This is a genomic window from Polaromonas sp. (genome assembly GCF_049790275.1).
In the GTDB taxonomy this organism is placed as follows: Bacteria; Pseudomonadota; Gammaproteobacteria; order Burkholderiales; family Burkholderiaceae_C; genus Polaromonas.
Genome location: NZ_JBAQYR010000147.1, coordinates 1 through 21,677 on the forward strand (window position 1 = coordinate 1; position 21,677 = coordinate 21,677).

The window sequence follows — 21,677 nt, forward strand, 5'->3', positions numbered from 1 at the left end:
CGTTTGACTTAAGCGGCTGGCCGTAGGCCAGCCCGCTTGAAGGAAGGGTTGGGCCGCACGCTTGGTGCTGAATCTGGGTATGGCATGTGGCACCTTTTGACTCATTCCCTAGTTGATGATTTCGCCCAGGCCATCCTTGATTCGGAGTCTTAGTTGTTGGACGAACTCCGAGTCGTACAACTCCCAGGTCGGAAGTTCACCGATGATCTTCAGCGGGTGCCTGCTTCGATACGAACGCGTCGGGTTGCCCGCGAACTTCTTGTCTGTGACGTTTGGGTCGTTCTCGAACGATCCGGTTGGTTCCACCACATAGACTCGCGGCCTGCTTTCACCTCTGGCTATTTCTGCGGCAAGGCCTGCGCCTTTGGCCAGGGCAGTAAAGTAGATGTGATTCATCACAACTTCAGCCTTGTAGTTGGACCTGAAGCCCGCGGAAAGTAGCTCGCCGACCGCTAGGTCCGCCTTCGTCCCATGAAAGAACGGCCCAGGGTCCAGTTCCGCCATCAGCTTCCTTTCGGCTTAAGGTGAAGGGCTCGCAATTTTATCAGCGAGCCCGCCACGGCACACGACAGGCCATCCTGCGCCAGATCAATTGATTTCTATCTGCGTGCCTTCTTCTTCATCTCGGTGATGCTCGCCTTCACCAGCTTCTTCACCAATGCTCTCGGGATCTTTCCGCTTACGGGAAAACTAATGATGGCTTTCGTTGTAGCGAAATCCCCGACGTCTTCTCTGTGGTTCTCCAAGACCGGAGGGCGAACATGCAAGCGCACGTTCGGTGACTTGAAGCTAAACCAAGCGAACATTCCGTTGTAGTCATACCCTTCATAGAGGTATCCAGGCATCTGAAAGTAGCTTGTGGTCTCGGTGGAGCCAGGCGCCGCTGACTGCACCGCAGATCGAATGTCCATCAACAGAGATCGTACCTTGTCCGGGCACTCTTCTATGTATTCGTCGACGCCTCCAGGGACGATGACAACGGTTTTCGTGCTCGCTTGCTTTGCCACAGTCTTTCTCCTTGAGGCCTAACGTAGTTATGCCGCTTCAACTCGAACCCCTTCGCCGACCACGAAGCAGCGGCCAAAGATGAAGGCCTCCGCGGTCTCAGAGTAGTTCACCCAAGCGGCGCCGTCCCAGAATGACGGCGCACGCTCGTTCAGAACGACGGGCGTGATCGGAGAGTCAGCGAGCTCCTTGAGTATTCGCGACACAACTGGATTCGGGAACCTTCCGAGCAAGCCATGCGCGCCACAGCGTCCTGCCGCCAACCCAAGCCCCTCGTTCAGGAAATCCAACGGGACGTGCCATTCACCAAGCTCAGATGCGCACGCAAGGCTCGCGATGCCCAATAGCTCGCGCGCCGAGAGTGCATTCCCTGTGAAGTAGATGTCGGACTCCGGTCGGGTGTACGGGATCAAGGAAGGATGTTCGCGACCCAGGTAGACACTTTCCGACCACTCGGACTTCAGCCGTTCGTGATACGAGTGGTCTACCCGTACCGTCCAGATCTGCGTGGGCTCGTGGTCACCGAGCTCCACGCGCAGCTTCAGGCGAAGCGCGAACTCCTCCCAAGCTGCTTCTGCAAGGACCATCCCACCCGAATGCTCGAATTCATCTCCGGTCACAAGCTGTAGGAACCTGGCGCGGTCGTCAGTCATGCGGCATAACGTTGGAGGTAAGGCGACGCCGTAGGCGGTCGCCGCTTGGCCGGCCAGTGATACGGCGGCCCGATGCTATCGGGAACGGGCACGATTGATACATGCATGGATAAGTTCTTCCGCACTCATTTCCCGTCGGGAGTCCGCGCCGCAAGCTTTGAGGTACGAACGCAACCGCTCTTCGAATTCCTCAACACTCGGACGCGCGCTTATGCCACTGACCACCACGGTGCCGATTTCGACCATAAAAACACCGCGCTTCACGCCATGGGCTTCCAACCCAATTACTCGCCCGCGAGAATCATAAGCTTGATACATCCCGTCTTCGATGTCGACGCCTTCGAGGGTGGTAGTGAGCGTATGAATGTCATCGAACAGTGACAAATCATTCCCTTCGAAAACGAAGATCGGGAAAGCCGCTTCAACGCTCATCGCTCACCCGCCGTATAACGTAAAAATGACCGGGCCACCAACATGAGCGGCGAAGCCGCAGCCCGCTGTTGTGGGTCCAGGTCGATTGCCAAGTTAGCCTGCACGCCCACACCCTCTCACTTTCTCTCCTTCGAAGACGAGCGACTCATTCTGACCGTCGAGCGTGAGAAGAATTCTCTGTATCGGCCAGAGCCGCCCCTCCTTCACGGCCTCAACTCGGACGCTACCGCGCGCGGCCGAGCCTCGCACTTGGTATGAAACCTCAGCAGGCGAGCCTACACCCGCATCGTTGAAGCTGCCCGCAGCCGCGTACCAACCAACGATCTCGTCTCCCAACTCCGATCTCGCGAAATTACGCAGGTAGTTCAAGGATGACTCGAACAGGAACTCCAGTGCGCCAGCGGGATTGAGGCCCTCGACTGGCTGCGGCCACCACCACTGCTTATCCGGCAGCGGTGTCCAGGGGTGATCGAGGTTCTGCGGACCTTTCTTTTTCCAGAGCATCACTTCGTCGAGCGTCAGCTTCCGCACGCCACAGTGCGAGATGTCACAAGACCGGGGCGATGACCCATCGATCAGAGAAATTCCGCTGATTCCACCTTGGCCGTCTACCGCGGTGCAGAGACACGGATGGAACGAGCAGTCTTCGTAGTAATCCCCGAGCTGAAATGTGTCCATGTGCAGGCTAACGTTCGAGGCCACCGACACGCAACACACGCCGCGCAGCGGCAATCTGTTGTTGTGTGTCCGCATGGGCCGACCAGTTAAACATTTTCGGCTTGCGAGTGACTAATACAAGTTTCATTGCTCGCTCGGTTGATGGGAAAACGTTCAGCCGCCCATGGACTGAGCACAAACGATACAACGTATACAGCCAGCATGAAGAGTGGACTAAACAGTGCATCAAAGGCTCGGCTAGGTAGCAAGCCGACTGCATCTGCACTGGCAAGAGTGACGAACAGACTGATGGCGGAGCCGGCCGAAGCGACGTCCGTGTCGATTGACCGGTTAGGCAACATCTTCAACGAACTCCGGTTCACCGTAAAGCACAACTTCGGCATGTATCCCTGCGACGCGTATAACTTCGTCGGAGAAGAGCTCCAAAGTTACGACCACAGGACCAGATATTTTGAGTGGTAGGTCGAGCAGATTGTGATACGGACCGCCTTCGTTCGTAATGCGACCGTCCGCGAGATTCGCAGGAAGAGCGGCTCCGCCGAGATCCACCTGCGCCGTGCCGACGCGAATGTCCGCGCTTTGAACCCAACCCTTACCATTCCGGTGGACGTATGCGGGTCTTAGCTTCAGGATGGCGGCGCCGTCGGCGGAAACGATAGCCTCCAGCTTAGAGTCGTGCAGTTCAATAGAGTAAGGCAGGTGAGGCATGGATGGTGCCTAACGTGAAGATGACAGGACCACAACACATAGCGGCGAAGCCGCCCCCTGCTGTTGTGGGTCCGTGTCGATTGACAAGTTAGATTGCCTCAAGATGAGCACTCTCTTCAGCTCCGTTGCTCAAGCTGGCCACTGCTCGGATGAAGTTATCAAGGAGGGCTGGCTCTGTCTTCAGAAATAGCGTTGCATCGCTCGCCACGTTCTTCTTGCCGTAGTCATTGAACTCCGACTGACTCTTGACCGTCAAGTAGAGCAGTCCCCGCTCTTGAAAATGAAGGCGGGCATGAAACGCGCCATTTGCATACTCAGGCCCGAACTCCCCGAACCGCAGGTCGTAGAGACCGCCGTAGATGTGAGTCTTGAAGGTGTCGAGTTCGGCTACGATCGTCCCAAGTTGAGCATGGCCGACGTATACGTCATTCGAGAACGAGCTTCGACCGTCTGACACCTCGATTCGCAACTCCACCATGTCATCGTCAGACCAAATCTTGGTGAAGCTGATTCCCGCGCGTGTGAACATAGGCAAGCGATCTAACGTCGAAGTTGAGCTGCGGACCGAGGCTTGCAGAGGGACCTCGGCTCGAACGACCAGTTAGCCACACCGCTACCACAATGAAAAATACCAACTAGCAACTGAATCTCTCGGGTTCTATGTACATCTTCTCCACTTCCACTGCAAAACCCCTTTGGCGGAGACAACTTGCCATGCTCTTCATGCCTTCGGGACTTCCCGGCTCAACTCTCATATTCAACCTGCATCGGGTGACCGCTTCCTTTGCCTCGAGTGTGGGAGGCACCAGTATCCAGAGCTTCGCCGGATCGTCCACGCGAGGCGCACGAACACCAAATTGCGCACCGTTGCCTCCGTGGCATGTATTAGGGCTAAAACTAGACGGGAAAAAGTACCCCGGCACGTAAACCCAGGCGGACCTGTCCACGCTTCCGCTCGCGCAAGAGGCCAAGACAGCAGTAGCCGAAAAAGCAATAGCAATCCATCGAAGTCGTGATGAACTCATTTCAGGCTAACGTTGGCGCTGCCCGGCACGCAACATTTGCCGCGAAGCGGCTGCTTGATGTTGCGTGTCCGTGCCGAGCGACCAGTTAAACAGCTTGGACATGAAGGCACTCCTCGTTCAGTTCTTCCAAGTGCAGCAGCCCGAAGACCTTTGTGTCCTGCAACAGGACACCACGCTCCAGGTACTTCCATTGGCTTGCATCGAAACCTTCAACCGCCTCTGAGGTAGGGATGATCACCACGACACGCATATGTGGTCCAGACCCCGCACCGACGTCCACGAAGTCACCCAGGTTCACGAGTTCGCCAGAAGCATAGGCAGGGCACTGAAACATGCGGTTTAACGTAAAAATGACCGCACCACTAACATGAGCGGCGAAGCCGCCTCCTGCTGTTGTGGGTCCGTGTCGATTGACATGTTAAAGCTCATTTTCGCGCTTGTGGGAATGGTGCTCCACCAGAATGTGGTGCAGCCTCAATGGGAGTGTAAGACCGCAGGAAGCACAGGCCATCACGCCCGCCGACACTTCCAGAGATGAAGCGCAGTTGGGGCAGCCAAAGCCATTCGACGTGAAAGCAGTGCCACTACTGCTCGTCGTCGGTTCTACCACGTCAGTCGCGCTAAGGATTGCCTCTTCAACGATCGGCGCCAACCCTGTCTCACCAGCTTCGCAATACAAGTGACCATCGCGGCGGGCCATTGCGCGGCGACAGAAGGGGCAGTGGATCAGACGCTCGGCCATGAGCTTTAACGTTGGAGCTGACCGGACCGCAACACCAGCGGCGAAGCCGCCTCCTGCAGTTGCGGGTCCGTGTCGAGCGACCAGTTAAAGCTATTCATTGCTTTGTGACTAACAGGGTGACTTGCTTCCGATGCTGCCGCGGTGCCTCAAAGAACGCCAGAACCATGTGTGGCTGCGCGTCCTTTGCAAGTATGTATACGCGGTATTGGAAACCTTGATTGCTGAGGACATCAAAGAGAAAACCATTCGAGTATGGCCCTGCGTAGCCCGCCTGTTTAGACGCCTCCACATTTGCAGCGTTCAGTAATTCGCCTTCCATGAGTGTGAGTTGTGATTTTGAAAAAAATGCGTCATGCGGAGACATGAGCTTACCGCCGAGTAGCGGAGGGTAGGCACCTGTTCGACCCACAACTAGCGGAATACCGTCGACGTTATTTGCCGGTATTCGACCTAGCCCAAGTGCCGGGAAATCAAGTGCCCGACCATTGGAGTTAGCGCGCCATCGATAGCCGGGCGCAGGGGACAAAACATGACCGAATTCGCCACATTCGACAGTAAGCCACTGACTTATGACGGACGGAACTGCGGTGATTGCGTCCGCTGGTGCACCAACGCAGGAAGCCGAGCCCTGAGCAAACGCAAGAACAGGAGCGGCAAATAGCAGGGGAAAGATGATGCGCATGAGTTCTAAGAGCTTTAACGTTGGAGATGACCGGCGCACCCGACATGTGTGCGTGCAGCGCACGAATACGCCTGTGCGGCCGTGTCGATCGACCTGTTATGCGTCATTGCGTCGGGGTACTTTGCGCGTTCACGAAAAAGCCAAGCAACGCTAACTGCCCCTCTTTCTTCATTACTGATACGCGGAGCGTTCCAGATGTGAAGGTAGCCCCGGACAACCGCGCTTTGTAAATGAGCGTGATCACCGGCCTATCGCCCTGTTTCCCTGCGACTTCGCTGTTCAGGAACGCGTAGTCGTCGACCTTTCCGGCTAGGGCGCGCAACTTCGCCATCTCCTCCGCCATCTTCTGCTCGGAAATTTGAATGCGGGCCAGATCGTCGAACGTCAAATAGAGCTCATGAATTTTGTTTTCGTTGTATAGCGAGACGACATTGCGCACTAGACTGGCCGCATCCTTCTCTGATACCTCACGGGATGCCGCAGAACCCGAATTCACTGAATCGGTGCTGGCCGGCTTCGATATTCCAAAGTAGACGGTAGCACCAATGTTTCCTAACACAAGCACTGCGACAACTACCAACAGTGCCACTACGCGACGCTCGTTCACAGGCCCCTCCCAGTTCTTAATGACGCATAACGTCGACGCTGACCGGAATACAACCATAGCGGCGAAGCCGCCGTCTTTGGTTGTGTTTCCGTGTCGAGCAAAATGTTAGACCGCATGGCGCTCACTTCTCCACCTGGTCGATGGCAATCTGAAGAAGCTGAATCAACCGTCTCGCCTGCGGAACGTTTAGTTCAATTTCAGTGTTTGAGATCACTGCTGCATCTGGGATGTTAGAGGACTCCAGGGATGCTTCCGCAATATCTGTGTCTGGATGAATATTCCACACTTCGAGGTTAACGCAGCCAGCATGCACGTTTGTGATTTCAACGAAGCCTTGCCGATATCGGACTTGGTGGCACTTGATCTTCTCGGGCATGCTTCTGCGCTCTAACGTGAAGATGACCGGACCACCAACAGTCGCGGCGAAGCCGCCTTCTGCTGTTGTGGGTCCGCGTCGATTGACATGTTATGTGGCATGCGCATCCCCTCTATGAACATTGGCACACCGTTCGGTACTGCCCCTTCGCGGACATCGGCCACGAATGGTCATCAACCAATTGAGCATTGCGGCTGCCGCATTTGGCCTGGCACTCCTTCAGATGATTGGGTGGGCCAGGCAGAAAAACAGCTGCCGCAAAGGAGATCGCGCAAAAAAGGGCAATTGCCCCAGCCGCCGCAAGCCACGCAGGTGTTCGCCGCCAAATGCGTACAAGTTTAGTGCGGGGCTTCATGCGACATAACGACTGAGTTGAGCGGCGCGCGCGCCGACGTATGAGCTTGGCACTTTATCCCTCACGCGTCCGCTCGAACGATTTGTTAGGTTTCACCATCGGCCTCACGGTAGTCGAACCTCGCTGTAACGCATGAAGGCAAGGTTGCCCTCGCCGATAAGGAGGCCCTTTTCCACCAAGGCCCGCACGCGCTGGGCATAGAAGAGGTCGGGCAGGCCCGGCACGCGCACGGCTTCGTTGCCCATTGCCATTCCGACCAGCATCGCCACCTTTCTCGAGCTTCGACGAGCGTGGCTTAGGAGTTCGGTATCAATGCGCGCGATGAAATCTGCGCTCAGCGAAGCCGCAACGGATGCTTCCTCTGGGCTCATCGGTGGATCCGGAGTGACGTCGTGGGATGTCATTGATGACATTCAGTGAAACCTAACGTTGAAGGCCACCGGCACGCAGCAAGCGCCACGAAGCGGAAACCTGCTGCTGTGTGTCCGCGTGGGCCGACCCGTTAGGACTTAAGCGCGCCACTATGCGCGCTCCAAAACAGTGAACGCATCATCCTCAATTCCAGCAATGTCTTCGTCGTGTCTGAAGCCGATGATTGACTTGCTCAGAGCGGCCGGAATGTCAAAGAGGTAGTCGGCACTATGCTTGTCCTCTTTCAATTCGTCTGCCAACTTATCGCGAACCACCGCGAATGAAGGCGGCAACGACCCCTCAGCGTGAAGGTGCTCGCGACCACTGTTCGAATCATGAACAACTTCCCAGATGTTTCGACCTCCAGCGTAGCCTTGCGCAACGGAAACCATTGAGGCCTCTTCTACCAGGAACATCATTACCTCCGCCCCGCGCGAAAGACCGGCAAGAGTTTCAGCCTCAAGTTCAGCAGCTATCAAGTCATTGCAGAACACCATATACCACCCTGACGGTAGTTCCACTCCAGTCAGTTCCGACTCGGGCACAAACTCGCGCGAGTCAGTTTCCACTAGACCCAGCTCCGATCGGACTTCGGATGAGGTCTTCCCGCGCACCGCGAACCAGCCAACATGAAATCCCATAGCGTTTCCCTCTGAGTCCTAACGTGAAAATGACCGGCCCACCAACACTTGCGGCGAAGCCGCCTCCTGCTGTTGTGGGTCCGTGTCGAGCGACATGTTAGACCGCAATTGCTCGTTGGACTGCATAGAACAAACCAAATGCGGTGAAGAGTACCAACGGGGCGGCTGGCAAGGCAAGTGCCACCTTCACGCGCTTCGATGCGTCAGAACGCAGAACATCCACGAAAGCGAGGATTCCGATCGCTGCCACGGCCTCGCTCAAGATCAGCCCCGCCGCGGTACCACCGTGCCAGAAGTTTCCTGCATCTGACATGAATAAGACCAGCCAGAAGCCAGCCAGAAGCAGGAAGGCTGGAATGACTAGGGGACGAGGGATCTCGAGGCGCCAACGATGGTTCATTGCGGTCTAACGTAGAGATAACCGGACCACCAACATGAGCGGCGGAGTCGCAGCCTTCCTCCACGAAACCAAACCTCTTCAGCAATGCGAGGGAAGGTCGATTCTCGGGATGCACTTGTGCCTCTACTCGGTTCAGGCCCATCTCTCCGAATCCCCATGAAAAAACTGCAGCCAGCGCCTCTTTCATGTAGCCGCGTCCTTCGTGCAATGGAGAAACTTCATATCCCGTCACGCACGTTCTCCAGGTTCGATTCCAACGGAACAGTCCGCAAGTTCCGACGAGGACTGGCTCATTTCGCAGCTGTATACCCCAGCGAGTGCCCGATGCAGGTTCCTCACGCCACTTCGCAAACGTCTGGATCAGTTTCTTCGCCCCGTCAATGTCCGTTAAGGGATCCGAGCCGAACCATTTCATATGTTCGGCGTCGCCATGAATCCTCAACAAGTCCGCCGCATCAGCGTCAGCAATCTCCCGCAAGAGGAGATTCTGGGTTTCGAGAGTCGGGAAGTCGCCCATAGTCCGGTCTAACGTGAAGATGACCGGGCCACAACAACTTGCGGCGGAGCCGCCACCTGCTGGTGTGGGTCCGCGTCGATTGGCATGTTAAGGCGCATTCGGCTCCTCCTTCGCTTTGTGTCGCCTCGCCGCAGCGATAACGACAGGGACAGCGAAAACGAGTGTGCTGGTTAGGAAAAATCCGCGCCACGCGAATAGGGAAACAACGGCATGAGACTCGGCGAGGTCGCAAACTGAGCGAACGTAGTCAAAACTGCCTCCAAGATCAAGGCACGATTCGAGCGTCATGTAGTCGCTTGCGACGCGCCACGCAGCCCCGGCCGAAAGGAACAAGCAGGTACCCAGCAGAACAACACGAGCGACGGCTAGATATGCAGCACTACTGGAGCGTTTGTGACGGATCGCGGCAAAGCACATTGCTGCCATGGCGAGAGCTACCAGGAACACCGAACTCCAAATGTTTGAGTTTTTCAGAGCACGCTCGCCGGTGAACAACATCACAGCTTGGAAAAACCCCATGAGCCCGTACAACGAAGCCAACAAGAAGACCAGGCCCGCGCAAACGAGGAGAGGCCGACGAGCGCTAATGAGGGTTGTCATGCGCTTTAACGTTGGCGCTGTCCGGCGAGCAGCACACGCCGCGAAGCGGCATTCTGTTGCTGCGCGTCCGTGACGAGCAAAGGGTTAAGTGTCGGCTTCATTTGCGGCCCGACTGCTTTGACTGAGAAGGATGGTAGCGCTTGATGAGTTCAGCAATCTTTCGACCGTCATCGTCCTTACGCCGTTGGGCACGATCTCTGGCAGTAAGTTGCATCCAGCCTGTTATATCTGGATTTCCGCCACGCTGCAGAAGCAACTCGACCATCTCTGGATAGTTTCCTTGAACGGCAAAACAAAGTGCTGTTTCGCCGATCATCGCCTCATCGTTGATATTGATGTCAGCGCCGTTGTCCAGCAGCCACTGCGCCGCAAGGTAGTGCTCGCCATCAACTGCGTAATGCAACGGGGTTCGGCTGAGATCGTCAAACTCGTTTACCTTAAAGCCGCCTCGGACGAGCGAAGCTATCTGCGAAATATCGCCATCTGCAGCCGCACGATGCAGGCGCTCGGCCTCAAACCAGTCATCGCGAATATCTGGCATTGCTGACATTTAACGTTGGCGCTGCCCGGCACGCAACCTGCGCCGCGAAGCGACAGCCTTGGGTTGCATGTCCGTGCCGAGCAACGGGTTAAATGGTTCAGTAGGTAGGAAGAAGAATGACCGCACCAACACACACCACCATTTCTAGAAAAAACTGAAATACCGCGCGCCAATGCCGCTTGTATGCAAACCAGAACAACGATCCAAAGGCAACGACAAAGCCAAAAAACAGGACCGCCGCAGAAAAATGATAAACGACGAAATTGAAGGTTGCAGCGGCGAACCCTTTGTCGTTCAGAAAGTTTGGGCGGTCGAAGAAATACGCCGACCACGGCAAGAAAATCAGACCGAAACACACGAGGGCCGTGCTGACACGGAACTGAAATCGCGGGAGCGTTTGAACTTGCAAGGTTGCCATTTAACGTAGAAAAGACCGGCGGACAGTAGGCCGGCGAAAGCCGGCCGATAGGACTGTGTCGATTGCCATGTTAGAGCACACTCCCCCGGATCCACATCCACGAGAACAGCAGCAACACGTGCAACAAAGGCGCGACAAAGAGAGTAGCGCCCGTAAGGCCCACGCACCACTCGATGCTGCTCGGAACTATGGGCCCGTCCCAGGTGGACCATCGACCCGTACGCGCGGCTCCGAGGACGCCTCCCGCAAATATGAGGCCGAAGCCGACTTGCAGCAGGAGCTCACCGGGCACCAGGCTACTGCTCCCGGAGCCGAACGAGTATGCGAGGCCCATCCCAAGGACCAGCAGAAGCCAGAGTCGGAACAGGCCAGAGCCAAGAACGTCTCGCATGCTGTGCGGTCTAACGTCGAAGGCAACCGGACCGCAACATTTGCGGCGAAGCCGCCTCCTGCAGTTGCGGGTCCGTGTTGGCCGACCAGTTAAACCGCTTGCTCATACACGAGAAGGTCATCTCGGAACACCTTTGCTTCATGGTACGGAAAAATGTGATTTCCGCAGTGCTCTGTGAATACCGCGATTGCCCTCTTCGCTTCGCCTACGACAAAGACCGCGTACTTAAACTGGATCGTTGAGCCGTCCATTAACTCAACGCGCAAAGTCCCGTGGGGGAACTGAAACCAAGGTCGAACCTTCGCCAGAACATCCGTTTCGGATCTCCCGAAGTAGGCGGCCAACTCCGGCGCCCATTCGCGTTCGATCTGCTGTGCGTGCGCGGGAACTGGATACATGCGGCTTAACTTTGATATATCCGGCAAAACTGCGGAATAACATGGCCACCAGTCAGATAACACCGGTGACCCTGGTTCAAAAAAGTGTTTGAAAGCATGGGTTTATCTCACTATACTGTATAAATGAACAGGTATAACGGCCCCGACAAAGTCGCCGCGCCAGCTTTGCAGTCCACGCGGTTGCTGGACCAGGTGCGTGAGCGTATCCGGTATTTGCACTATAGCCTGCAAACCGAAAAAGCTTACCTGCATTGGGTCCGATTCTTCATCCGGTGGCACGGGCGGGGCGGCAAAATGCGGCATCCGCGCGACATGGGTAAAGCCGAGGTTGAAGCTTTCCTGACCATGCTGGCCGATGAACGCCAGGTTTCTCCGGCCACCCACCGACAGGCGCTGAACGCACTTCTCTTTCTTTATCGGCAGGTGCTGGACCAGGACCTGCCATGGCTTCAGTCCATAGGCCGCCCGCCGGAGCGCAAGCGTATTCCGGTTGTGCTGACAACGGGGGAAGTGCAGTCCGTACCGACCTTGATGGACGGTGTGGAGGGCCTGTTGGCCCGCATGCTGTACGGCACCGGCATGCGATTGGCTGAGGGCTTGAGTCTTCGTGTGAAAGACGTTGATTTTGACCGGGAGGTGATGATTGTGCGCAGCGGCAAAGGCGACAAAGACCGCGTAGTGATGTTGCCCCGCGCGCTGGTGGTGCCGCTGCGAGACCAGTTGATGCGATCCAGGGTTTTGTGGGCGGCAGACCGCGCGGCTGGCCGAAGCGGCGTGTACATGCCACACGCGCTGGACGCCAAATACCCGCGGGCGGGGCAGACATGGGCCTGGCAATGGGTTTACCCGGCGCCCCATTTGTCCGTCGACCCCCGCTTGGGCGTGGAGCGGCGCCATCATCTGTTTGAAGAGCGCCTCGGGCGACAACTCAAACGAGCGGTGGCGCAGGCCGGAATTGCCAAACATGTGACGGTACACACGCTGCGCCACAGCTTCGCCACCCATCTCCTGCAGTCGGGCACCGACATTCGCACGGTGCAGGAGCTGTTGGGCCACTCTGATGTGAGCACCACCATGCTTTACACCCACGTGCTGAAGGTTGAGGCCGGGCAGACAATGAGTCCGCTGGATTCGATCACTGGTGAGCAAGGAATGTCTGCTTTGCGGTGAGGCAGTCGTAAGTCTGCTTTCGGCCAAAAGGGGTCGCGAAGATCGTAGCGGGCGTATTACTGCAGAAGATCGATGGGCATCGAGTGGTGTTCATGAAGGACAGTCCAGGTGCGCCCAATTCGCCGTAGTCCAACCGTGAGCCTGCATCGCGCGGGCGCTCCGGCGATTGCAAGCAAGCCATACGCGACGGCGACATCTTCGCCAGCGTGAATCTCCAACTCATACAACCGGAAGCGATCAGGCCCGGCCCGGTTCTCCGTAAAGAACAATTCCCAGGTCTGTCGGTAGGCGAGCAGTCCTTTGCACTGGATGGGTTCTGGCACGTCGTACATGACGATGTCTGGCGAGTGGCCGGCAAGCACGCCTTCCATGTCGCCCCGGCACACAGCATCCACCCAGCGCTCGATCAAGTTGCGAATCTGATTCTCGTTGTCAGCGTCATGCATTGTTGCCCCCTTTGAATTTTGTGGACTGTTGCAAGCTACAGCCAATCGTTGACCAACTCAGGAATGCCATGACGAGAAGCAGCATGGCGCCAACCCCGGTAGCAATCCCGAGCCCTTGGCCATGCGCCGAACGGGCAGCCTCCAGAAGCCAGGCCCCCGTGCCGTCTGGCATGGATGCGGCACTGTGCACGGCCCCGGAGAGGCCGTCCATTGCGGACGCTCTTTGCCCACTGTCCATGCCGGAAGGCAGCGTCATGCGGAATCTGTAGACCGCCAGCCCCACGCTGCCAAGCACGGCCACTCCGAGTGCGCCGCCAAGGTCCGCTGCCGTTTCGGAAAGCGATGATGCGGAGCCTGCCATTTCTGGAGGGGCCTCGCTGAGGATGATGTCTGTAGAGAGCGTCACGATGAGTGACACGCCAAAGCCCAGCAGCATCATGGCTGGCACGATTGCAGCCAGACCGGCCCGGTGAGCCAACGCGGCCAGAACTCCCAGCCCCAGCGTTGCAAGAAAAAGGCCGACGGTGATGATCCGCCCGCTCCACCAGCTGCGCGCCAAGCCGGGTGCCGCCAGGCAACCGGCCATGCACGCCAAAGCGCTCGGAAGCATCCACAGCGCGGCAGGCATGGCGCGCAGCCCCAAAACCAGCTGGATATGCTGAGCCACCAGCAGCGAGGCGCCAACCCATGCGAACAGCGCCAGTGCATTTGCAGTCATGGCCGTGCTGAAGGCCGTGCTGCGAAAGAGTGCGAGTTGCACAAGCGGGCTTGCGACGGATTTCTGCCTGCGCAGGAATGCCGCGCCAAGAGTCACCGCGACGACCAGCAGCATCACCGGTATCCAGCCGACCCCGTGACTTGCGGCATCCTTCATGGCGTATGTACCCGCCAATACGGCAAGCATCAGCTGAACCACGCTTGTTGCGTCGACTTTGCGAGACGAAGGCTCCCGGATCTCCGGAAGCAGGGCTGGACCTGCAAGCACAAGCACGAGCATGATGGGAACGGCCGCGAAGAAGACTGATCCCCAGTGGAAGTACGAAAGCAATACGCCGCCCAGCAGCGGCCCCAGCACGCCCCCCAGCGTGAAGCATGTCGCCCATATTCCTATGGCCAACGTGCGTTCCTGGGGCTGAAGGAACATGTGTCGAATCATTGCAAGCGTCGAAGGAAGGAGGGTTGCACCAGAAACTCCCAGGAGTGCCCTCGCCAGTATCAGTTGCTCGGCCGAAGAGGCGAACCCGGCAAAGATCGAGGACGCGCAAAAACCGACCGATCCCCACAGAAGCAGCTTGCGACGTCCGATCCGGTCGCCGAGGGCGCCCATCGGGATCAGCACAGCAGCGAGGACGAATGCGTAAATGTCTGAAATCCACAGCAGTTGCGCGCCGCTGGGATGAAGCTCCATACTGAGGCTTGGCAGTGCCAGGTAGAGAATGGTCATGTCCATAGAGACCAGGAGGGTCGGGAGAGCGAGGACGGCAAGCCCCATCCATTCGCGTGGGGTGGCCCGTTCGGGGATCGGTGGCATTTTTGCCCTTTCGCAATTAATATAGTGAACGTTATAATAAACAAAAATCCTTTCGTCAATCTTTTTATAGCGATCGATACAAATGAGCCGTGGACGACCAAGAATGTTCGACAAGGAGGCGGCGCTGGACGCCGCTTTGCGCCTCTTCTGGCAGCACGGCTATGAGGGAACTTCGATCGCCGTCTTGGCTGAGACCCTGCAAGTGACCGTGCCGAGCCTCTACCTGGCATTCGGAAACAAGGAGAGCCTTTTCATGCGCGCCGTCGAGCGGTACGGGCAGTACAACGGCCAGCTGTACGAGAAGGCGTTCCAGCAGAAGTCGGCGCGCGAAGTCGCACGATGCATTCTGGAAGGCGAGGTGCAACTCGTTCTGGGCAACGGAACGCCTGACGGCTGTCTGATGGTGCACGGTGCCCTCGCGACAGGGCCCGGGTCAGAGACTGTCAGGTCGGCGATGGCGGAGCTGCGCCGCGTGGCAGAGGCCGAAGTCGCGGACCGCTTCCGCCGGGCGAGAGAAGAAGGCGACCTTCCAGACGGTCAGGATCCGGAATCTCTTGCGGCTTATGTGATGACGGTGGCCTCGGGAATCGCGGTTCAGGCGCGCAGCGGGCTGAGCCGAGCGGAACTCGAACGCGTGGTGGAAATCGCGATGGGTGCCTGGCCCGTCTAAATGTTGAAGTGAGGCGGATTGAAATCGACGCCGCCCCCACCTGGGATGCCATCCATGACATCGAGGAGCGAGAGAGTCTTGGACTTACGACATAAACCAGTCCAAGTTTTTATCCGCACCCCCCGTGGGTCAGATTTCGACGGAACTGAACAAACGCGTCAAGCGTCGACCAAAAGCAGCGCATCCACGCCGTCACCTGAAACCACACGCAATGGTCATGTCCCTGGGAAGCAGCCGAGCGCATCACCATGCGGCTGCGTCGTTAAACTAACGGCCGACGCCGCAAGTGAACTCTGGGAGTTCGACAAGCAAGTGCGGCAGCGACCTCTGGCTACCTCTGGGCAGATCAAGCAGGCTCAGGCGGCCAACCGCTGCGGCGCGTTGATGGCATTGGGCGGTGTTTTTCCCTGCAAAGCGGCAATGATGTTGTCGGCCGCGCTTTGCTCGATCGCAAGACGGACATGTTGCACCGCTGAGCCGATGTGTGGGGTGAAGACTGTGTAGGGTTCGGCCAGCAGTTCGGGCGAGACCGTGCGGGGCCGGTCCGACAATTGCCAGTCTTCGCAGCCAAACACGTCCGCAGCATATCCCCCGACCTGCCCGGACTGAAGGGCCGGCAACACGGCCATCTCGTCCACGACGGAGCCGCGGCCTACGTTGACAATCAGTTGCCCTGCTCGCGCATGGGCGAGTTCTGTCGCGCCTATGAGATGGTGTGTCGTTGACGTCAGCGGTACGGCTACCAGAACAAAATCCGCCTCGGCCAGGGCAGTGGCCAGCGGCACCATCTCCACACCTTCCGCGACCGCCTCTGGATCCACCCCTAGGAGACGGGTACAGCCGAAACCTGCAAGACGTCGCACAATGGCGCGGCCCACCTGCCCCAACCAGGGCACGTGCAGCGCCATCTGGAACGTTGAGAGCAAGATCCACTAAAGACCGCAGGTCCTTGGCTGCTACGAGTGCTTCCAAGAAGCCGCCAGCGATTTGTGGTGAGCTTCCACCAACGATCCTGGCGGCTGAATGTGGTGTGCGGCCGATCACTCGCAAGTCTGAAAGTGACTTCACAAGATAGAGTTCCTCTTGTCGCCCCTCGGAACCACGGTGCCGGCCGGCGAACCGGCTTTCTCCAAGATACCTCCGATACGCCTCGTCGCCGCAGGTCTCCGCATTTGAGAGGTCGCCGCGCGCAGCCAATGCGTTTCCGAGCGCTGCGACATCGACTGTCGATGTTTCATGCCGGGAGGCAATGGCCTCGTCAATCACACTGTCGTCAGGAGCGAGCTTCCAAGTGCATGTCTTCAGACGTGCTGCATCGGCTCCAATAAGTTGGTAGGAGAGGCTGTTCAGAAGCCTATGTTTGAGGTGACGAAGTCGATACGCGTCCGCGTACTGGGCCCGACAGAACGCGAGTTCCTCAGCATCAGCGAGTAGCCCTTCAAAAAGTTCAATGGGATATCCTTCCTGCAGACGCTCGAGAATCCAATCACGCTGAATTCCTGAAATAAGATTTTCAGGTCTACCGAGTCGAGCCTGCACCGCCCAGAGCCAGTTGACACGTAGGGAATTCGGTGCCGAATCGCTCAGCCATGTCTCTACATGAGGGGTCAATTCGGCCACTCGCTCATTGAACCCATCTGTCTGGCGGACAAAGACAATTAGGCTTTCGTGGAACGCCTTTAGTCCCGCGGCCGAGCTATGCAGAAGATGCTCTACTGCCGTTACCTCAGGCTCAGCGGTACCTGCAACGGAAGCAATTTCCGAGAATGCCTGCTTTGGCCAGAAGAACTTAAAAGCACAGATTAAACGCAGGACGTCTCTTTGACTCGCGCTGAGCATTTGCCAGAGCGATCCGTAGTATCTCTTGACGTCTTGGCTGAGGTCCCCGGAAAGCTGTTCGATACTCCACTTTGATAGGGGTTTCCGCGAGCGCACTAATTCTTCGGTCGCGTAGATCACATGGAGTGGATGTCCATTGGTACGGTCACGTAACTCCGCCGCTGCGCTCAGCAATTCTTCTTCAAAATGTGTTTTGTGACCGGCGATCTGCAGGCGCCCGAACTTGATTTCCTTGCGCAGGTAGGAAAGTACGGCATCACTTGACATTGCAGGCAGCTCTTGCCATGAGCTACGAGGTGCTTCCACAAGTAGCTGCGTTGGTAACAGCCACCTGGGCATCCGGGATTACCGCAGCCGGCAAGTTCATCGGCCCCGAGTATCCCGGCTGAAGGGGACTAAAGAAAACCGTGATCATGTGCTGCAGCTGAGGGCTAACAGGCGCCCTCACGTTCCCCAACCAGTCGATTCTCCAGCGCTGGGTTGCATCCAGAACCCTGGTGAGTTCGCTAATTCCAATAGGCCGGGAAGCTGAAACCACTCGTATTAATTCCTAAATAACGAGGTAGTTTCCCATTTAACTGGCGCATTCTTAAATAGCTTGCGCTTTGCCACGCCGCCCACCAAGGCGACCGCACTGGCGGTGTGGTGTGGTGCGCAAGTCGGCCGGACGGCCCACTTGTCCAGTGAAAAGCGGCCGCCCAGTGAGGCAATGGCGGCGCTTTCCAGTGCCTCCTCGGTGGTCATGGCCGGCAGCAGGCCGGCAAAACGCTGGGCGAGCATGGATTTGCCCGAGCCCGGTGCACCCACCATCAGCAGGCTGTGGCCGCCTGCGGCGGCAATTTCCAGGGCCCGCTTGGCGGCTGCCTGTCCTTTGACGTCGGACAGGTCGGGATAGGGCGCGGGGTGCTGCTGGGTGCTGGCTTGCACCCGGACCCAGCCCTCAGAGTCTTCGGGAACCGTATTACCGGGCAAAAATTGTCTGACCACGTCCAACAGGTGATGCGCGCGGTAGACCTCGGCATGCGGCACCAGCGCGGCCTCCTCGGCACTGCCGCCGGGCAGCACCAGCTTCGGCCGGGCCTGGCCGGCATCCTGCCCTGGCAGCGCCAGGCTCATGGCCAGTGCCCCGCGGATGGGGCGCAATTCTCCGCCCAGTGACAGCTCACCGGCAAACTCGTAGCCAGCCAGCTTGCCGGTGTCGATCTGCCCGCTGGCGGCCAGAATGCCCAGGGCGATGGGTAGGTCAAGGGAAATTCCAGCCCGGTGTTCTGGATGGCTGAACGCACACGTTCCCGCGCCTCCTTGACTTCGGTTTCCGCCAGTCCCACCAGCGTGAAACTCGGCAAGCCATTGGCCAGGTGCACTTCAACGCAGACTGGATGCGCCTGCATACCCAAAAGGGCGCGGCTTTGCACTAAAGATAAGCTCATTATTCATCCTCCCTGTCCATGCACCAATAGCGCGCACACAGAAAAGCACCTAATTGGTGCGGTTATTGTTCATTCTCACCATGTTGTAACGCGAGAGCTTTACAAATACGCGCCTGCACAACATTGAAGCTGGCGAGGTTTTGGCACGCTCCGTGCTAATTGATCCCCGTCTACAGCAGTCCCCCACTTTAACTATCTATGGAGTTCGTATGAAATTCGCCGTCAAAAAATCAATGCTGGTGATGGTTCTGGCGCTTGCCGGTTCGGCCTTTGCCCAGACAGCAGCTCCTGCGCCGGCATCTACCCTGTCCTATAACGTGGGTGCCACCACCGACTACCGCTATCGCGGCATTTCGCAAACCGGCAAGAAGCCGGCGATCAATGGCGGCATTGACTACGCACACAGCAGCGGCTTTTACTTGGGCACCTGGGCGTCGACGATCAGCTGGATCAAGGACACAACCGCCAACCCCAACACCACCAAGGGCCCGGTTGAAATCGATTTCTACGGCGGTTACAAGGGTGCCCTGTCCGAAGGCCTAAGCTATGACGTCGGTGGTCTGTACTACTGGTATGCCGGCAACAACATGAAAAAGACCGCCGGCCTGGTGAGCCCGAACACCTTTGAGCTCTACGGCGCCCTGACCTTTGGTATCGTCACAGCCAAATACTCGCATGCCACGACCAACCTGTTTGGCACGGCCAACAGCAAAAACAGCGGCTACCTCGACCTCAGCGCGAATTTTGACCTGGGCTCGGGCTGGTCTGTTGTTCCGCACGTCGGCGCGCAAAAAATCAAGAACGGCAACTCCTATACCGATTATTCTGTGGCCGTCAACAAGGACATCGACGGGCTGGTTCTGAGCCTGGCCGTTGTGGGTACCAACGGCCTGGGTGCGCCGTATACGCTGCCTGGTTCCGGCACCCGTGACCTGGCTAAAGACGGCCTGGTTTTCTCGATCAAGAAAAATTTCTGAAGCAACACGGCGCAATCTGAGCCAAAGGAGAATTTTATGAAACTGGTAACGGCCATCATCAAACCGTTCAAGCTGGACGAGGTGCGTGAAGCGCTGTCCGGCATTGGCGTGCAGGGCATCACCGTGACCGAGGTCAAGGGTTTCGGTCGCCAGAAGGGCCACACGGAGCTGTACCGCGGCGCTGAATATGTCGTGGACTTCCTCCCCAAGGTCAAAATCGAGGCGGCAGTGTCCGACGAACTGGTCGACCGCGTGATTGAAGCCGTCGAGGGCGCAGCCCGCACCGGCAAGATCGGCGACGGCAAGGTCTTCGTTTACAACCTGGAGCAAGTCGTGCGCATCCGCACGGGCGAGACCGGCAAAGAAGCGCTGTAAGCCTCAATCCTGAAAAAAAGAGAACATAGACATGAAAAAACTACTTGCCTCCCTGGCTCTGGGACTGAGCCTGTTCACCGGTGCTGCTGCCGTTCTGGCGCAGGCGCCCGCTGCTGCTCCTGCCGCTTCCGAAGCCGCTGCACCGGCCGCTCCGGCTGCTGCGATAGCTGCTCCTGCAGCGGCGGCCGCGCCCGCTGCCGCCGAAGCCGCAGCCCCTGCAGCCCCTGCTCCCGTACCCAACAAGGGTGACACCGCCTGGATGATGGTTTCAACCCTTCTCGTCATCCTGATGACGATTCCCGGCCTGGCCCTGTTCTACGGCGGCCTGGTCCGCAGCAAGAACATGCTGTCGGTGCTGATGCAGGTCATGGTCACCTTCTCGATGATTGTGGTGCTGTGGTTCATCTACGGTTACAGCCTCGCCTTCACCGAAGGCAATGCCTTCTTCGGCGGATTCGACCGGCTGTTCATGAAAGGCGTCTGGGACAACGTCGCCGGCACCTTTGCCAACGGCGCGACCTTCAGCAAGGGCGTTGTGATTCCCGAGATCGTCTTTGCAGCTTTCCAGGCGACCTTTGCCGCCATCACCTGCACGCTGATCGTCGGTGCGTTTGCCGAACGCATGAAGTTCGGTGCCGTGCTGATGTTCATGGTCCTCTGGTTCACCTTCAGCTACGCACCCATGGCGCACATGGTCTGGTTCTGGATGGGGCCCGATGCCTACACCGCCAAGGAAGTAGTCGATGGCATGAATGCCAAAGCCGGTTACATCTGGCAGTCGGGCGCGCTTGATTTTGCCGGCGGTACCGTCGTGCACATCAATGCCGCCATGGCCGGTCTGGTCGGCGCCTACATGGTGGGCAAACGTATCGGTTACGGCAAGGAAGCCATGGCCCCCCACAGCCTGACACTGACCATGGTCGGTGCGGCATTGCTGTGGGTAGGCTGGTTTGGTTTCAACGCAGGCTCTGCGCTGGAAGCCAACGGCTTTGCAGCCCTGGCCTTCATCAACACGCTGGGCGCTACCGCCGCAGCCGTGCTGGCCTGGTGTGTCGGTGAAGCGCTGATGCGCGGCAAGGCTTCGATGCTGGGTGCCGCTTCCGGCGCCGTCGCTGGCCTGGTGGCGATCACGCCAGCAGCCGGCAACGTTGGCATCGGTGGCGGGCTGGTCATCGGTCTGGCCGCAGGTTTTGCCTGCCTCTGGGGTGTCAATGGCCTGAAGAAGCTGCTCGGTGCCGACGACTCGCTTGACGTGTTCGGCGTGCACGGCATCGGCGGTATCCTCGGCGCGTTGCTGACGGGTGTGTTCAATTCGCCCAGCCTGGGCGGCCCGGGCTACGTGGCCGACTGGGTCACGGCGACCATGGTGACGGCGGCAGACTACTCCATCGTTTCCCAGGTCTGGATCCAGCTCAAGGCGGTGTTGATCACTGTTGTGTGGTCCGGTGTCGTGGCCTTCATTGCCTACAAGATCGTGGACCTGACCATCGGCCTGCGTGTCAGCGAAGAAGACGAGCGCGAAGGCCTCGACATCACGTCGCACGGCGAAACCGCCTACAGCCGCTAACCGGTACAAGCCGTGGCTACCTCCGGGCGGCCACGGCAGCTTGAATGAATTTGAGATAAATAGCGAGAGTCTCCTTTGGATGTTGGGCCCGC

Annotated in this window: 24 protein-coding genes and 2 pseudogenes; 5 read left to right on the forward strand and 21 right to left on the reverse strand. The window is 57.9% G+C overall.

Features of this window, described 5'->3' with window-relative positions; all coding sequences use genetic code 11:
* Nucleotides 1-108: 108 nt before the first annotated feature.
* The 17 genes and pseudogenes from arr to WA904_RS19895 form a co-directional block, all read right to left on the reverse strand.
* Nucleotides 109-504, reverse strand: coding sequence for an NAD(+)--rifampin ADP-ribosyltransferase (arr, locus tag WA904_RS19815; RefSeq protein WP_425198850.1), 396 nt, complete (start codon nucleotides 502-504; stop codon nucleotides 109-111).
* Nucleotides 505-599: 95 nt separating this feature from the next.
* Nucleotides 600-1,007, reverse strand: a complete 408-nt coding sequence (locus tag WA904_RS19820; RefSeq protein ID WP_425198851.1) for an iron chaperone — start codon at nucleotides 1,005-1,007, stop codon at nucleotides 600-602.
* Nucleotides 1,008-1,034: 27 nt separating this feature from the next.
* On the reverse strand, nucleotides 1,035-1,658 hold the full coding sequence (locus WA904_RS19825; RefSeq protein ID WP_425198852.1) for a hypothetical protein: 624 nt from the start codon (nucleotides 1,656-1,658) through the stop codon (nucleotides 1,035-1,037).
* A gap of 75 nt (nucleotides 1,659-1,733) precedes the next feature.
* Complete coding sequence (locus WA904_RS19830) at nucleotides 1,734-2,090, reverse strand: hypothetical protein (RefSeq protein WP_425198853.1); 357 nt, start codon at nucleotides 2,088-2,090, stop codon at nucleotides 1,734-1,736.
* A gap of 93 nt (nucleotides 2,091-2,183) precedes the next feature.
* Nucleotides 2,184-2,843 carry a cytochrome c oxidase assembly factor Coa1 family protein gene (locus WA904_RS19835; RefSeq protein ID WP_425198854.1) on the reverse strand — a complete coding sequence of 220 codons (660 nt, stop codon included), beginning with the start codon at nucleotides 2,841-2,843 and terminating at the stop codon, nucleotides 2,184-2,186.
* A gap of 255 nt (nucleotides 2,844-3,098) precedes the next feature.
* Entirely contained in the window at nucleotides 3,099-3,476 is a 378-nt protein-coding gene (locus tag WA904_RS19840) for a hypothetical protein (protein WP_425198855.1), read from the reverse strand.
* An 88-nt stretch (nucleotides 3,477-3,564) separates the two neighbouring features.
* Nucleotides 3,565-4,005, reverse strand: coding sequence for a hypothetical protein (locus WA904_RS19845; protein WP_425198856.1), 441 nt, complete (start codon nucleotides 4,003-4,005; stop codon nucleotides 3,565-3,567).
* Between the two features lie 581 nt (nucleotides 4,006-4,586).
* Nucleotides 4,587-4,799: a hypothetical protein gene (locus tag WA904_RS19850; protein WP_425198857.1), complete on the reverse strand. Its 213-nt coding sequence runs from the start codon at nucleotides 4,797-4,799 to the stop codon at nucleotides 4,587-4,589.
* A gap of 538 nt (nucleotides 4,800-5,337) precedes the next feature.
* Nucleotides 5,338-5,925: a hypothetical protein gene (locus WA904_RS19855; protein ID WP_425198858.1), complete on the reverse strand. Its 588-nt coding sequence runs from the start codon at nucleotides 5,923-5,925 to the stop codon at nucleotides 5,338-5,340.
* A gap of 103 nt (nucleotides 5,926-6,028) precedes the next feature.
* Entirely contained in the window at nucleotides 6,029-6,532 is a 504-nt protein-coding gene (locus tag WA904_RS19860) for a hypothetical protein (RefSeq protein ID WP_425198859.1), read from the reverse strand.
* Nucleotides 6,533-6,653: 121 nt separating this feature from the next.
* Nucleotides 6,654-6,908: a hypothetical protein gene (locus WA904_RS19865; RefSeq protein WP_425198860.1), complete on the reverse strand. Its 255-nt coding sequence runs from the start codon at nucleotides 6,906-6,908 to the stop codon at nucleotides 6,654-6,656.
* Between the two features lie 459 nt (nucleotides 6,909-7,367).
* A complete protein-coding gene (locus WA904_RS19870) occupies nucleotides 7,368-7,667 on the reverse strand; it encodes a DUF3658 domain-containing protein (RefSeq protein ID WP_425198861.1) in 300 nt (99 codons plus the stop codon).
* 117 nt (nucleotides 7,668-7,784) lie between these two features.
* Nucleotides 7,785-8,315 carry a hypothetical protein gene (locus WA904_RS19875; protein WP_425198862.1) on the reverse strand — a complete coding sequence of 177 codons (531 nt, stop codon included), beginning with the start codon at nucleotides 8,313-8,315 and terminating at the stop codon, nucleotides 7,785-7,787.
* Nucleotides 8,316-8,412: 97 nt separating this feature from the next.
* Nucleotides 8,413-8,715: a hypothetical protein gene (locus tag WA904_RS19880; RefSeq protein WP_425198880.1), complete on the reverse strand. Its 303-nt coding sequence runs from the start codon at nucleotides 8,713-8,715 to the stop codon at nucleotides 8,413-8,415.
* Between the two features lie 73 nt (nucleotides 8,716-8,788).
* Nucleotides 8,789-9,232 (reverse strand): annotated as a pseudogene (locus WA904_RS19885) (GNAT family N-acetyltransferase); the annotation flags it as partial.
* Nucleotides 9,233-9,929: 697 nt separating this feature from the next.
* Nucleotides 9,930-10,373: an ankyrin repeat domain-containing protein gene (locus WA904_RS19890; protein WP_425198863.1), complete on the reverse strand. Its 444-nt coding sequence runs from the start codon at nucleotides 10,371-10,373 to the stop codon at nucleotides 9,930-9,932.
* A gap of 97 nt (nucleotides 10,374-10,470) precedes the next feature.
* Nucleotides 10,471-10,791, reverse strand: coding sequence for a hypothetical protein (locus tag WA904_RS19895; RefSeq protein WP_425198864.1), 321 nt, complete (start codon nucleotides 10,789-10,791; stop codon nucleotides 10,471-10,473).
* Nucleotides 10,792-11,703: 912 nt separating this feature from the next.
* Between WA904_RS19895 and WA904_RS19900 the strand changes: the two genes are divergently transcribed.
* Nucleotides 11,704-12,750 carry an integron integrase gene (locus tag WA904_RS19900; RefSeq protein ID WP_425198865.1) on the forward strand — a complete coding sequence of 349 codons (1,047 nt, stop codon included), beginning with the start codon at nucleotides 11,704-11,706 and terminating at the stop codon, nucleotides 12,748-12,750.
* 56 nt (nucleotides 12,751-12,806) lie between these two features.
* Here WA904_RS19900 and WA904_RS19905 read toward each other — a convergent pair whose 3' ends face one another.
* The gene (locus WA904_RS19905) at nucleotides 12,807-13,196 is read right to left on the reverse strand and encodes a YybH family protein (RefSeq protein ID WP_425198866.1); all 390 of its coding nucleotides are present in this window, start codon (nucleotides 13,194-13,196) and stop codon (nucleotides 12,807-12,809) included.
* A complete protein-coding gene (locus tag WA904_RS19910; protein ID WP_425198867.1) occupies nucleotides 13,189-14,841 on the reverse strand; it encodes an MFS transporter in 1,653 nt (550 codons plus the stop codon). The genes WA904_RS19905 and WA904_RS19910 overlap by 8 nt, the downstream gene beginning before the upstream one ends.
* On the opposite strand from WA904_RS19910, the gene WA904_RS19915 reads away from it, so the two are divergent.
* Entirely contained in the window at nucleotides 14,831-15,397 is a 567-nt protein-coding gene (locus tag WA904_RS19915; RefSeq protein WP_425198868.1) for a TetR/AcrR family transcriptional regulator, read from the forward strand. The two genes, WA904_RS19910 and WA904_RS19915, sit on opposite strands and share 11 nt — an antisense overlap.
* Nucleotides 15,398-15,753: 356 nt before the next feature.
* Here WA904_RS19915 and WA904_RS19920 read toward each other — a convergent pair whose 3' ends face one another.
* Both WA904_RS19920 and WA904_RS19925 read right to left on the reverse strand, forming a co-directional pair.
* Complete coding sequence (locus WA904_RS19920; RefSeq protein ID WP_425198869.1) at nucleotides 15,754-16,323, reverse strand: NAD(P)-dependent oxidoreductase; 570 nt, start codon at nucleotides 16,321-16,323, stop codon at nucleotides 15,754-15,756.
* A 1,525-nt stretch (nucleotides 16,324-17,848) separates the two neighbouring features.
* Nucleotides 17,849-18,666: pseudogene (locus WA904_RS19925) on the reverse strand (ATP-binding protein); the annotation flags it as partial.
* A gap of 209 nt (nucleotides 18,667-18,875) precedes the next feature.
* Between WA904_RS19925 and WA904_RS19930 the strand changes: the two are divergent.
* Genes WA904_RS19930 through amt form a run of 3 tightly spaced genes read left to right on the forward strand, consistent with a single transcriptional unit; the run spans nucleotide 18,876 to nucleotide 21,585 of the window.
* The gene (locus WA904_RS19930) at nucleotides 18,876-19,643 is read left to right on the forward strand and encodes a TorF family putative porin (RefSeq protein WP_425198870.1); all 768 of its coding nucleotides are present in this window, start codon (nucleotides 18,876-18,878) and stop codon (nucleotides 19,641-19,643) included.
* A gap of 36 nt (nucleotides 19,644-19,679) precedes the next feature.
* Complete coding sequence (gene glnK, locus WA904_RS19935) at nucleotides 19,680-20,018, forward strand: P-II family nitrogen regulator (protein WP_077591625.1); 339 nt, start codon at nucleotides 19,680-19,682, stop codon at nucleotides 20,016-20,018.
* A 31-nt stretch (nucleotides 20,019-20,049) separates the two neighbouring features.
* Nucleotides 20,050-21,585: an ammonium transporter gene (gene amt, locus WA904_RS19940; RefSeq protein ID WP_425198871.1), complete on the forward strand. Its 1,536-nt coding sequence runs from the start codon at nucleotides 20,050-20,052 to the stop codon at nucleotides 21,583-21,585.
* Nucleotides 21,586-21,677: the final 92 nt, after the last annotated feature.